Genomic DNA, 13,416 nt, shown 5'->3' with positions numbered 1-13,416 from the left:
GCCCCCGCACTAGGCATCAAAGTTACTGAATCAATGACAGCTTGTTCTGGCAGCATGACGGCGTGCAGAATCGACTGTGCCACAATTTCAGGCGTCAGCATGGCTGACCGATTCAAGTCAACTTTAACGCTGTCGGTATCCCATATGGGAGTATTCACGGCACCCGGAGAGAGGGTCACAACGCGAATGCCATGAGGACGTTCTTCCGCTGCCAGAGTTTTGGATAGAGCAATAAGACCGGCTTTACTGACGCTGTAGGCACCCCAATCGGGAAAGGGTTGCTCACCTGCGATCGAGGCAACATTAAGAATGGTTCCCCGATGCTGCTGTCGCATAGCGGGTAAAATACCGAGAATGCACTGAAATACACTAGTCAGATTGAGGTCAATGACTTGCTGCCAGTCCGATAGAGGTGTCTCGCTTAAGGAGTTGGTGTAACCCATCCCAGCGTTGTTGACCAGAATATTAATGGGAGCAAAATCGGTTGCGATCGCACTAATTTCTGTTTTAACCTGCTCAATCTTGGCTAAATCCAGGGGATAAGCTTTCGCCTCCACCCCAGCTTCACGAGCCGCTGTAGCGATCGCTTCTAACTTATCCTGAGAACGGCTGACTAAAGCAACATCAATCCCTGCCTTGGCAAAAGCCAAAGCCGTTGCCTTGCCAATACCGCTGCTAGCCCCAGTTATCAGGGCACGTCGTCGATTTTGAGAAGTCATGAAATCTTCCAGTACTCTCTTTCCTACATGCTCCCACTAGATACTTTCATCGCATCCTGTACAATGACTGAATTTTTGCTTAGGAGCTGCCAACATACATTAACCTGCTAATTCTTATGACTCTGGCATTTGAGTCAGTCCGCTGCCATCCCTAAACGAGATTAAACACTACAAAATTTCTCCTAACTTTTGCCGAGCACAGATTATCTCTGTTTTCTATTAAGCAGCCAGTCCCCAAAGACACAATCAAGCCTTTAGGCTGATGACGCTGGGGGGCAAATACACTAACTGCATTGAATGACGGCAATGTAAAAAAATGTTACTTAAAAATTATATCACTAGGAAAGGTTGACGAGGTCAAACCAAAAGGACGGTCGCCGCTACTCCACGGTAGGGTGAGTTAATCAGGGAACCTACTCCTTTTAGAAATTTATAAATCAAGAAATATCCAACTATCTATTATGGGGTAGGCTAGAAAGCCCGCCCCCGAGCCGTATCGACTCGTGTCGTTTGCTCCACAAATTTGGGTAACTTATTTTGGAAATCCCTTAGAGTCTAGTCTAGTGGGAAATTTGGCTAAGGTTGTGATCAATTGGATATTTCAATGCCACATTGAAAACCTGTCTATAACTCCTCCTCTCCCCCTGCTTGATAACAAGTTCCTCTAATTCAGGCGGAAAGTTCTGTAAAAGCGCCTATACTACGAAACTTCTGATAACGCAAATCCCGACGCTGCCCTGCACTCATCTGAGTCAGAGTTTCCAGGTTTTGTAGCAGAGCATCCTTGAGGATAGAAGCTGCCGTAAGAGGGTCAGAATGGGCACCTCCTACAGGTTCGGACAGGATTTGGTCAATAATCCCCAACTCTTTGAGATCTGAAGCCGTCATCTTCAAAGCGGCGGCGGCTTCTGGGGCTTTTGCCGCGTCTCGCCATAGAATAGCGGCACAGGCTTCAGGTGTTGCGACGGTATAGACGGCATGTTCAAACATCAATAAGCGATCGCCAACGCCAATTCCTAAAGCGCCGCCCGAACCTCCTTCACCGATCACCGTACAAATAATCGGGACATCGAACCGAAACAGTTCTCGGAGATTGTAAGCGATCGCTTCTCCCTGACCCAACTTTTCGGCCTCGACTCCTGCCCAAGCGCCTGGTGTGTCAATAAACGTTAAAATCGGCATCCCAAAGCGATCGGCATGTTCCATCAACCGTAGTGCCTTACGATATCCACCGGGGGACGCTTGCCCAAAGTTACGGGCGATATTATCCTTTGTATCCCGACCTTTTTGATGACCGAGCATCACCACAGAACGCCCACCCAGACGCCCCACACCCCCCACTAAGGCTGGGTCGTCAGAACCGCCGCGATCGCCATGCAGTTCCATCCATTCATCGCTAATCGCCTGAATATAATCCAGGGTACTCGGACGCCTAGGATGACGTGCTAGCTGTAACCGTTGTCCGGGCGATAAACCGCTGAAAATTTCCTGACGCAATTGCACTGCGCGTGCCTCCAGTTGGCGGATTTGGTCAGAAACATCGACGTTGTTTTCCTCGGCAAGTTCACGAATCTGGTTAATTCGTGCCTCCAACTCAACAAGTGGCTTTTCAAAGTCGAGAAGATAGGTTCTGTTTTCGGTCATCATGGGTCATGAGTTAAGGAGTTGAAGGTTGAAAGGTTGAAGGTTGAAAGGTTGAAAGGTTGAAGGTTGAAAGGTTGAAGGTTGAAGGTTGAAAGGTTGAAGGTTGAAAGGTTGAAGGTTGAAAGGTTGCAGATTAGAGATGCCAACCTGCAACCGGCTCACCTTGCTAAGCTGTACCCTGCCCTAAAAGCTCAAGAGCGGTCTAAATCCGTGCTTGACTGATACCTGTCCAATTTGGTCCATCTTCTCTACCGTAATCTGATTCCGTCCCCAAGAAAAGTTGGTGTACCACTTCTCAAATTCCAGGAGCATTGACTCGGCAAAACAGGCAAACAGTTGACGCCCTGGAACCTCCATATTGACGATTTGCATGATTTTCCAGTCAATATCTAGAGAATGCTCAACAATACCACCATTCAGGACGTAAACACCCGGATACTGAATCTGATTTGCCATGTTTTTCGGGTAGCCGCCATCAATCAGCAGACAGGGTTTCTTTAACACAGAAAAGTCGATGTCGATCCCTTTGGGCATACTCGCCACCCAGACTACAATGTCAGCCAGTGGCAGAGCCTCTTCCAGTCCCATGATTTTGCCGCGACCCAGTTCCCCCTGCAAGGATTGCAATCGCTCTTGATTGCGGGCAATTAATAGGAGATCGGCTACATTTGTGCGAGCATCCAACCAGCGGCAGACAGCACTACCAATATCGCCCGTTGCCCCACATACAGCAACTGTTGCTTTATCAAGTTCAATCCCTAACATTTGCGATGCCTGTTCCACTTGGCGGCAAAGAATGTAAGCGGTGTGGGTGTTCCCGGTGGTGAAGCGCTCAAACTCAAGCTTGATATTGCGAACCTGCTTGCTTTCGTGCAAATTGAACTCTTCAAAAATAATCGAGGAAAAGCCTCCTAATGCGGTGATATTGACGCCATACTTTTGGGCATGAGCCATTGCGTTCAGTATTTTACGGATTGCGGCCTTGATTCGGCGATTGGCGAGCATTTCAGGAAGAAAGCAAGATTCTACGTACCGACCTTCAATGACCTGTCCGGTGAGGCTTGTGACCTTGATAGTATCAACGATTTGAGGCGGAGCGCTGCACCAAAAATCTAGCCCTTGGTCGGCATATTCTGGGTAGCCTAGCTCTTTAGCAACGGCTTGAGCGTGTTCCAAACTGGTAAGGTGACCGATAAGACCAAACATGTATTGCTCGCTTGTAAAGCTGTAGATCCGGGGGAATTAAGGTTGAGGGAAAGAAATCGTTAAGGATATTAAAAAAATATTACAAAAAATTGCCGCTTCTCGGAGCGGCAAGCCGAAAAAAGAGTATAAAAAAACCTCTCGGTTCGATTTTGAACAAGTGTAATTCAATCCAGGATTAGACTTCGACAAGAACGGGTTCTCGTTCGGGTGGGGCTGTTTCTGCTATTGGGTCAAATCCTATCTGCTGAGTAATCCGTTCGCGGGCTAAAGCACGATACTCCCAGAAATGCTCTCCAGCAGCACACAACCCCAGATACATATTCACAAATTGGGGCTTGGTACGTAGAATTACCCAAAGTTGTTGCCAAAACTGAACACGAATGGCAGGCCGCCTGATGCCTTGATGCCAGATTAACTGAGCAACCAGTCGAATCCCCTTGCCTGGGGGAAAGTACATAGTTTGGTTAAGCCGAGGATTAGGGTTGATATTCAAGCATTGTTGGAAGCAGCGTCGGAGATAGTTTGTGGGTTCGTACATCTCCCAGAGCGCATTCACGTACTCTTGGGCTATTTCAGCCATTGGTCGGGTAGGCTTGAAATTCATTAATGAATTCTGATCTCCTATCTCAACGCCACCAAAATCTTCTAATAATCGCTCTTCTTCTTTGAGTCGTTGCCAGAGAGCCGTGTTCGGGATAGCTTGCAGAACGCCAAGCATGGGTTGAGGAATGGCAGTTTCTTCGATAAAGGCTCGAATCCTTTCCCCAGCACCAGCTCGTTCTCCATCAAAGCCAATGATAAATCCTGCATAAATGAGTAATCCTGCCTCATTGATTCTATGACAGGCTTCTACTAGGGGGTGGCGCATGTTCTGAAGCTTGCGAGTGACCTTCAGGCTATCTTGGTCAGGGGTTTCAATGCCGAGAAAGACACCATAGAACCCCGCTTGAGCCATGAGTTCCAGCAACTCAGCATCTTCTGCTAAGTTAACGGATGCTTCAGTCAGGAAGGTAAAGGGATAGTTCCGTTCCTCCATCCAGGGAATCAGTTCTCGCAGCAGGCGTTTGACGTTGCGCTGATTGCCAATAAAGTTGTCATCTACCACTAAAACTGACCCTCGCCAACCTAAGTCATAGAGGGCTTGAAGTTCTGCTAAAGTCTGCTTTGGCTCTTTGGTACGAGGTTTACGACCATAGAGGTTAATGATGTCACAAAATTCGCAATTGAAGGGGCAACCACGAGAGAACTGGATAGCCATCATCAAGTAATCATCCCGCTCCAGCAAATCGAAACGGGGCATGGGACTTGTGGTAACGTCCGGTTTCTCCAAGGCTCGAAAAATACTTGGCTCTTCTGCGTTTGTAATAGACGCTTCTTTTTCCTGCTTCGCTATGGCCTCCAAAAATAGTGGAACAGTGATTTCTCCTTCATCCAAAATTAGATAATGAGCACCTGCCTTGATTGCGGCTTCTGGAACTGAGGTAGGAAAAGGTCCTCCGACTGCTACTTTTTTTCCCAACCGCACTGCCTTTTGAATTTGAATGAGAAAGTCTGGCTTCTGTGCCAACATGGCAGAGAGAATGACAATGTCGCACCACTGCCAGTCATCCTCGGATTCTTCCTTGACATTGCGGTCATAAAACCGGATTTCCCAATCTTCTGGCAGGAGGGCGGCAACTGTGAGGATTCCCAAAGGCGGAATAAACGCCTTGAGGTCAGCCATTGCCATAAATCGGTCGTAAGACCAGAAGGTTTGGGGGAAGCGGGGGTAAAGTAACAAAGCTTTCATCGGTTTTCTCCTAAAAACTTAGGATTTTCTTAAATTACCCCCCCTTATACCACTGCCTTCTCTTGACAACTCGACAAAATGGTTAAGTTGTGTTAAGCAGCGGTTAGACCATAGGCCGACATCCGCATAATGTCACGGGTGGTAAAACCAATGTTGCTTAAGGCTTCGCCGTAGGCAATCATGAAGTCTTCAACCAGAGCATCTTTTTCCATCCCCAGGATGTGAGCATCCTCTTCAACTTGGTTCAACATCCGCCAAACGAGTGGAAGGTTCTGACGATTGGCTTGTTCCAGTTCAGCTTTAGACTCTTCAAAGTGTTCTTTGAGCCAAACTTCGCCGAAGTTGAGGTGCATATACTCGTCTTTAACAACCCCTTCGGTGATTTTTCGGGCAAAATCGTCGGCAACGGGAATATAGATGTTGTAAGCGGCGATCGCAAAACACTCGATAATGAGTGATTGAATCAGTAAGCACGTCACCACATTGCCAGTTGCTGCGGCCTTCTGGAAGTTGCCATGCAACTGGCTAAAGTAGTTGCGGGCAAACTCCATATCCGGCGTCACACTTAGATTCCGACCACAGGCTTGAAAACCCTTCATGTGACGGTTTTCCATCTTTGAAAGGCGCTGGAGCTCATCTTTGTGGTCTGGCAGCAGTTCAGCCAATTGGATGTAATTATCGTGAGCCTCTTGTTCACCTTCAATCACGATGGCGTTGATGCGGCTGTAGGCGTCCTTGTAGGATTCACTAGTGAAATCGAACTCTGGACTGACTGCAAGCTGCTGCATAAGTTGATTTTCTCCTGTTTGCATGAGTTAGGATGCTAAAAAATTGCTTGACCCGGTACCTTGAGGCCAGGGTCAAAAACGTTAAGTTGAACTTAACCTGTTCATGTTATACGTTGCTCGTCCTCAGGCAATAGCCCCTAGACTCAGAATATTCCATTAGATATTCCAAGCATAAAATTAAATCAGTAGAAATGCCTAAAATACCCTCGAAAAACCCCTCACCGCAGTTTGGGAAATGGCTGATTGGGGTTTCGCTGCTTGTGGGTGCGGCTGTTGTCCTACTCCCTTTAGCGATCGTTTTCCTCACATCATTGGTACCTGCTGGGACAAGTGCTGCCAGTGGAAGCCTAGTACCCAAGGCACTTACTCTCGATAACTATCAGCAAGCTTGGCAACAGGGTAACTTTGTTTTGGCGTTTGCCAACTCCACCGTTGTCGCCCTTGCCGTAACAGGGTTTCAGGTTATTACCTCGGCCCTGGCAGGCTATGCCTTGGCACGGCTCAAATTTCGGGGGCGTCAAACGCTTCTCCTGCTGGTTCTGGCAACTCTGGTGATTCCTTTTCAGATTTTAGTAGTGCCAATTTTTTTAGTACTGAAGTGGGGTCACCTAGTCAATACCTACGGAGCACTGATTTTACCCACAGCAGCCAGTGGCTTCGGTATTTTTCTCTTACGGCAGTACTTCCTTACCGTACCCGTAGAGTTGGAAGAAGCAGCAGCATTAGATGGGGCAAACCGACTCCAAATTCTCTGGCGAGTCATGCTACCCTTGTCTCGACCCGCCTTGGTCACTCTATTTTTATTTACGTTTATCGGGGAGTGGAACGATTTATTCAAGCCCCTTGTGTTCACCACTCGACCGGAGTTAAGGACGGTTCAACTGGCTTTGGCAGAGTTTCAGGAGCAATTTACCAATAACTGGCCATTACTGATGGCAGCTGTGGTAATTGCCACGGTACCGGTAGTCGTGGTATTTCTTTCAGGCCAGCGGCAGTTTATCCAGGGAATTTCGACAACGGGGATTAAGAATTAAAGTAGGGTAAGTGTTTTTGTGAAGATATTTTCTTCCTCCAATACCTATAACTTCATGAAAACTTTACCAACTCTTCATCATTGCTCAACCTAAATCCAATGGTAGGATTTCAGACTATTTAAAGAAGGAGGTTGAAACGAAATAAATCTTTTCGTTATCCTCCTGTACAAGTGGTTGGAAAATCCCCTTGGCTGCGTGTTGAAGGCTCACCAAGGGACTTTTCTTGACTAAAGTCAGAAAGCCTTCTCAATCCCCAGAAAAGTAAATCCATAAAATTTTACTGGAAAAGAGGTTTCCCTAGGCAGAAATCTGACTAGCAGTTGAAAGCGTACTCGCTTCATTGAACTCGATAATCTGGCAAAGTACATGGCTGACAAAGATATCAAAATTAAGTTTCCTCTCTGGGCATTTCTCACCCAGCCCGTCTTGAGTTCCAAGACTAAACTGGTACTGAATCCTAAGCAATTCGCCTATCTCTACAGAATTGAGCTTTTAGAAACTTGTTGGGCTAAAGAGTGTCACTCTAAAGGCCGCCCTTGTAACTAATATTGATGCGATTCATTACTGTCATGAGATATAAACTGTAGGGTGCCTTAGGCGCATACATAAGTGAATTTTTGCACTCCTGAATGTGGTGCGTTACACTTCGTTAACGCACCCTACACAGTTAAGATTAACTTTATAAATCAGCTCTCATATTTCTACGATAGGAGTGGCATTAGGTATTCGCATCCGTCATTATTTTCAGCCGAACGATCTGCTCACCAACATCGTCTAACGGCACTTCGATGACTTCACTGGCAAGACGTTCTAGGCAGTTGAGGAGCGATCGCAAATGGGGAGTACTCGCACCTGTATCGACATATAATCGGTCAGATAAACTGCCGAGACGTTTCCAGGTGGTGTAGAGTTTACCAACGGTTTGTTCGAGGGTCGATGCCTGTTTCACCAAATCAGCGGCGGTATTTAAACAGTCGAGTCGCAAAGCTTCTTCTAGCGCCATTTCCATATCTAGGGATGATGCCTGAATCGCCTGAACTTGTGCTGCCGCATCGAGATACTTCGCTAAATAACGGGCGTCGGATGTCACCTGTTTAATGGTATCGACATCGGGATTTGAGGCGACTTCCTCTTGTAAGGGTTTCAGGTGGATTTCGGGCAACTTCTCCATCTCTTTAACTAGAGGTGCCAGGTAACGCGCTGGCATGGTACCCGCAGAGGCTTTTTCCTTCACCTCATCAGGAAGCAACTCCGAAGACATTGCTGTCCATTCATCCGAGAGTTGCTTCACCTCACGGCGAGTAATGCGATCGCCTTTTTCGGCTGCCTCTGTTACCAACTGCTGCACTTCTGGGGCGGATTTTGCTGTTTCCACAAAGGCTCGTTTGCTAAAGTTGCGGATGGCATCGGTGCTGAGTTTGCCTTCGGCTAACAGGGTATCCGCACTATTGGCTAGCTCAATTAAAGAGTAGGCTTGACTTTTGCTGATTTCTCGACTTTTGAGCCAGTTTAAAAATCCTGTCCCCCGTCCATCGCCTCCTTTTTTCTCTCTGTCACGGACTACACGCAAAATTCGCCCTCGCCAGATTTCGGTTTGCAAGTCGAAGCGATCGCATACCAGCCATGCATTATCAACTAACTGCTGAAAGTCATACTCCAGAATCCCCTCATCATCTGGATCGGGTAGCTCAAAATTGAGATCCACTGGTTCTTGGAGGACAGCAGCCAGTTCAGCGGTAGATTGGGGGACTTGAGCCATAGGGAAGCGATCACCAAGTGATAGACGGATTATTATTGCACGCTTCCCAAATTATAGGAGCTACCCCACGGGTAGGGGGTCTTGACTACTTTGTCAAGGATACAGCACAAGATGTAATGCGAGGAAAGAGTGCGATCGCGTACCCATTTCGGATGCTTCTGTGTTATGCCTGGATTAAAATTGGCTCCAAGCTTCCGTCTTTAGTGATGCCGCAGGACTTCTCCAGTCAAAATCTCCAGGGTCGCTCCTTCAAAGGTCAAGACCTCGCAGGTGCTAACTTCTCGAACTCAGACATCCGAGGTGCAGACTTCACCAATGCCAAACTCATCGGTGCCAACTTCAGTTATGCCAAAGCTGGATTGCAGCGCGGCTGGGCAATTGTTCTAGTAATAATCTCATTAGTTCTATCAGCACTATCAGGATTCGCTTCGGCATATGCTGGTGCGGCTACAGCAGTTATGTCTGCCAGTAAAGACCCCTGGAACATCTCTAGTAAAGTTCTCCTGATAACGTTATTGGTCTTCTTTATTGTCACCATCCGCGGGGGTTTAGCGATCGCTGTAGGAACTTTGTCTGCGGCGGCGATTGGGACAGCGGCTGTGGCTGCCATTCTGGCGTGGGTTAAGGCTGTAACTGTCTCTAAGGCGGCAGTTTTGGGTGTGATGTGGATTGTGGCTGAGGCTGTGGCTGGGGCTGTGGCTGTAGCTGGGGCTGCGATTGTGACTGGGGCTTTGATTATGGCTATGGCTGTGGCTGGGGCTGGGACTGGAGGTGTAGCTATAGCTGTGGCTGGAACTGTAGCTGGGGCTGTAGCTGGGGCTTGGGTTGTGGCTGTAGCTGAGGCTGGGATTTACGCTGTGAAGTGGGCTGTAGCTATGGGTGTGGCTGTGGTTGGACTCTGTGCCTACGTAGCTTGGCGAACTTTAGCTGGAGATGAGAAGCATACTTTCCTTCGCGCGATCGCAATTGCCTTTGCTGCTACAGGTGGCACTAGCTTTCATAGGGCCGATTTAACCGATGCCAATTTCACATCTGCAACGCTCAAAAGTACTGATTTTCGAGGAGCTATTCTCACTCGTACTCGCTGGTATCAATCCAAAAAACTTGATCGAGCTAGAGTGGGTCATTCCCTACTGACTAAGGCTTCTATAAGGGATTTGTTAGTTAGTGGTAATGGCTACAAGAAATCTTATGAAGGTGAAAATCTTAGAGGAGCGAACCTAGCAGGAGCAAATCTCAATGAAGCGAATCTCCAGGAAGCAGACCTCAATGAAGCCACTTTACAGGGAGCCAATTTAGAAGGGACAAACCTCTCTCAAGTTCAGGCGATCGCGACGGATTTTACTGGAGCTTACTTAACAGGAGCTTGTCTGGAATCCTGGAATATTGACTCCACTACCAAGCTGGAGCAAGTCGATTGTCGCTATATTTATCTACTGCAAGGTCAACAGGAACGCCGTCCCAGTAGTGGTGAATTTCAAGCCGGAGAATTTACCAAGCTGTTTCAAGAAGTTTTGACTACCGTCGATCTCATTTTTCGCAACGGAGTAGATTGGAAAGCGTTTATCATAGCTTTCAGAAATTTACAAGTGGAAAATGAAGACACAGAACTTGCTATCCAGAGTATTGAAAACAAAGGCGACGGATTCGTTGTTGTCAAGGTCAGCGTAGCCACGAAAACCAACAAGCAAAAGATACATAGTGACTTTACGCAAAACTACGAACTTACCCTCAAAGCAATAGAAGAAAAATATCAGGCCAAGCTAGAAGTGAAAGATGAGGTGATTGAAAGTTATCGCCAGCAATTGGACGACTATCGTCAAAGAGAGCGCCAGCAAAACGCTGAGATGAATGAAATTATTAGTCTGCTGGCATCCAGACCTTTTAATGTTCCTCTTAATATTCCCGAAGTAAAAGCCCTAGCAGAACGTCAATCAAGAGCAGAGAAATTGGTTATATTGACGCTGGGAGATGGTAGTTTTGAACGTGGATTTCCCTGTGTCACCGTTCAGATTTGGGCTGAGGGCAATAGGCTACCAACCCAATGTCTTGGTCAGTTGCCGCCAGCACCAGAAATTCCTGAACTCTATAGCCGTTGGCAGTCACTCTACAACTGTTTGAACTTGTATTCCCGACTAGAATCTAGAGCCAATCAGGTGGCGAATTTTTCTAAAAAAGATATTTATCCCTTAGCTGAGGAGTTGGAAGACCGACTCAATCAATGGCTTAACTCAGAGTCATTTCGCCCGATTGACAAGAGCTTGCGAGAAAAATTTATCCGCTCTGATGAATTGCAGGTAATCATTCAATCCGAAAATCTCGATGTGCGACGACTACCCTGGCATTCTTGGGATTTTTTCAAGTCTTACCGCAAAGCCGAAATGGCTTTGAGTGCCCCATTTTATGACCGAGTAGAAAAATCAGCGTCTCCAAGAGCCAAGCGCAGAATTTTATCGATTTTGGGCGATAGTACAGGAATCAATGTTGAGAAAGATAGGAATATTTTAGAGAACTTCCACCATGCGGAAACCACCTTTCTTGTAGAACCAACACGCAAGGAGTTGGATAAACAATTGTGGGATGAGCAAGGCTGGGACATTCTCTGTTTTTCGGGACACAGCTCGAGTCAATGGGATGGAAAAAACGGCTGGATTTATATCAATAAAACCGATAAGTTAACGATTGACCAGTTGGAAAATGCTCTGTTGGCAGCCATTGAACGGGGTTTGCAGCTAGCAATTTTCAACTCCTGTGACGGCTTGGGCTTAGCAAAGCATCTGACTTGTTTGCACATTCCTCAAATCATCGTGATGCGAGAGCCGGTGCCGGATTTGGTAGCTCAAGAATTTTTGAAGAACTTTCTTAGGGCGTCTGCCAGTGGCAAGTCTTTCTATCTTTCCGTGCGACAAGCGCGGGAGATGCTGCAAGCTTTAGAAGATGATTTTCCCTGTGCAACTTGGTTGCCGGTGATTTGTCACAATCCTGCTGAGGTGCCGCTGACTTGGTAAGAGTTCTGAACCTCTCTCCCCATCCAGACCGTGCTATCTTTGAGCGCAACGGGATAGGAGTAGTCACTAGGCGCTGCTGAGCTAATGTTGATTAGGCAGGACTTGCACATATTTCAAGGTTTAAACTCTACCCCCAGTAGGGCGAGTATTTGTACTCTACTTGTACAGACGCGGCATAAGTCCTGTTAGCTTATCTACTTACGATCGCAGGCATCTAAATCAATGACTACCCAAGAAAATTTATTCGAGCAGGCTCATCGTAGACCCTTACAGCCAGATATCTCTCCTCCAGAGCATGTCCAGCTTCAAATCGAGGACGATCGCACTGGCATGACAGTTGAGACGCTCAAACGAGCCTTTGCCGATAACCTCTACTATATCCAAGGAAAAAACGAGTTCTTAGCCACGCCCTTCGACTACTACATGGCTTTGGCCTATACTGTGCGCGATCGCCTACTCCATCGATGGATTAATACAACCACTACATATATTGATAAAGATGTCAAGAGTGTGTATTATCTGTCGGCGGAATTCTTGATGGGTCGCCAGTTGACCAATAACCTGCTCAACTTGGGTCTGTATCAACGGGTTCTCCAAGCCCTGCATGAGTCTGGGCTCAATCTTAATGACCTAACGATACTCGAAGCAGAACCTGGATTGGGCAATGGAGGCTTAGGGCGTCTAGCGGCATGTTTCCTCGACTCCCTAGCCACGTTGGAAATTCCCGCCGTTGGCTATGGCATACGCTACGAATTTGGCATCTTTGACCAACGGATTAAAAATGGCGCTCAAGTCGAATACCCAGACAAGTGGCTCCGTTTCGGCAACCCCTGGGAAATTCGACGCCCAGAATTAACCGTTGAGGTACTCTACGGAGGGTACACAGAAACCTACCAGAATGGGGACGGCAATTATCGAGTGCGTTGGATTCCAGAGCGAAAGGTTGTAGGAACACCCTACGATACGCCAGTGCCTGGGTACAACAACAATACAGTCAACGCCCTGCGCCTCTGGCGTGCGGGTGCTTCTGAAGAATTCGACTTCAAGGTTTTCGATAGCGGTGACTATGTTGGTTCTGTAACCACCAAGATATTCTCCGAGAATATTTCCAAGGTTCTCTATCCCAACGACAACACATCCCAAGGGAAACAACTGCGGCTGGAGCAGCAGTATTTCTTCGTTAGCTGTTCGTTGCAGGACATCATCAAGACTTATCGCCGAAAGCACCAGAATTTTGACCAATTCCACGAGAAGGTTGCCATCCAACTGAATGACACTCACCCCTCTATTGGTGTTGCTGAGTTAATGCGGCTGCTGGTAGATCGGTATCAATTGGGTTGGAACCGAGCCTGGTACATCACCAGAAATACCTTCGCCTACACGAACCATACCCTACTGGCAGAGGCTCTGGAGCGCTGGCCTGTTAGCCTGTTTGAACGCCTGTTGCCTAGACACCTAGAGATTATTTA

9 protein-coding genes are annotated in these 13,416 nt (G+C 47.3%); 3 read left to right on the top strand and 6 right to left on the bottom strand.

Annotated elements, in window-relative coordinates; genetic code table 11:
* From V6C93_RS25935 to V6C93_RS25915, 5 genes are all read right to left on the bottom strand, one after another.
* A partial coding sequence (locus V6C93_RS25935; protein WP_333479557.1) for an SDR family oxidoreductase occupies positions 1 to 719 on the bottom strand: 719 nt, incomplete at its 3' end.
* Positions 720 to 1,388: 669 nt separating this feature from the next.
* Entirely contained in the window at positions 1,389 to 2,366 is a 978-nt protein-coding gene (gene accA, locus V6C93_RS25930; protein WP_333479556.1) for an acetyl-CoA carboxylase carboxyl transferase subunit alpha, read from the bottom strand.
* Positions 2,367 to 2,546: 180 nt separating this feature from the next.
* Positions 2,547 to 3,569 carry a long-chain acyl-[acyl-carrier-protein] reductase gene (locus V6C93_RS25925; protein WP_333479555.1) on the bottom strand — a complete coding sequence of 341 codons (1,023 nt, stop codon included), beginning with the start codon at positions 3,567 to 3,569 and terminating at the stop codon, positions 2,547 to 2,549.
* Between the two features lie 175 nt (positions 3,570 to 3,744).
* The gene (locus V6C93_RS25920; protein ID WP_333479554.1) at positions 3,745 to 5,358 is read right to left on the bottom strand and encodes a B12-binding domain-containing radical SAM protein; all 1,614 of its coding nucleotides are present in this window, start codon (positions 5,356 to 5,358) and stop codon (positions 3,745 to 3,747) included.
* Between the two features lie 92 nt (positions 5,359 to 5,450).
* Positions 5,451 to 6,146, bottom strand: a complete 696-nt coding sequence (locus V6C93_RS25915) for an aldehyde oxygenase (deformylating) (protein WP_333479553.1) — start codon at positions 6,144 to 6,146, stop codon at positions 5,451 to 5,453.
* A gap of 191 nt (positions 6,147 to 6,337) precedes the next feature.
* Between V6C93_RS25915 and V6C93_RS25910 the strand changes: the two genes are divergently transcribed.
* A complete protein-coding gene (locus V6C93_RS25910) occupies positions 6,338 to 7,180 on the top strand; it encodes a carbohydrate ABC transporter permease (protein ID WP_333479552.1) in 843 nt (280 codons plus the stop codon).
* A 718-nt stretch (positions 7,181 to 7,898) separates the two neighbouring features.
* Here the strand turns inward: V6C93_RS25910 and V6C93_RS25905 are convergent.
* On the bottom strand, positions 7,899 to 8,939 hold the full coding sequence (locus V6C93_RS25905) for a hypothetical protein (RefSeq protein WP_333479551.1): 1,041 nt from the start codon (positions 8,937 to 8,939) through the stop codon (positions 7,899 to 7,901).
* Between the two features lie 17 nt (positions 8,940 to 8,956).
* Here V6C93_RS25905 and V6C93_RS25900 point away from each other — a divergent pair, with 17 nt between their 5' ends.
* Complete coding sequence (locus V6C93_RS25900) at positions 8,957 to 11,947, top strand: pentapeptide repeat-containing protein (protein ID WP_333479550.1); 2,991 nt, start codon at positions 8,957 to 8,959, stop codon at positions 11,945 to 11,947.
* A 222-nt stretch (positions 11,948 to 12,169) separates the two neighbouring features.
* Positions 12,170 to 13,416, top strand: a 1,247-nt coding sequence (locus tag V6C93_RS25895) for a glycogen/starch/alpha-glucan phosphorylase (RefSeq protein WP_333479549.1), incomplete at its 3' end; no start/stop codon positions are given.

The organism is Allocoleopsis sp. (genome assembly GCF_036703385.1).
In the GTDB taxonomy this organism is placed as follows: Bacteria; Cyanobacteriota; Cyanobacteriia; order Cyanobacteriales; family Coleofasciculaceae; genus Allocoleopsis.
The sequence above is the reverse complement of the archived record's forward strand: the minus strand, read 5'-3'. Positions and strand labels throughout refer to the sequence as shown.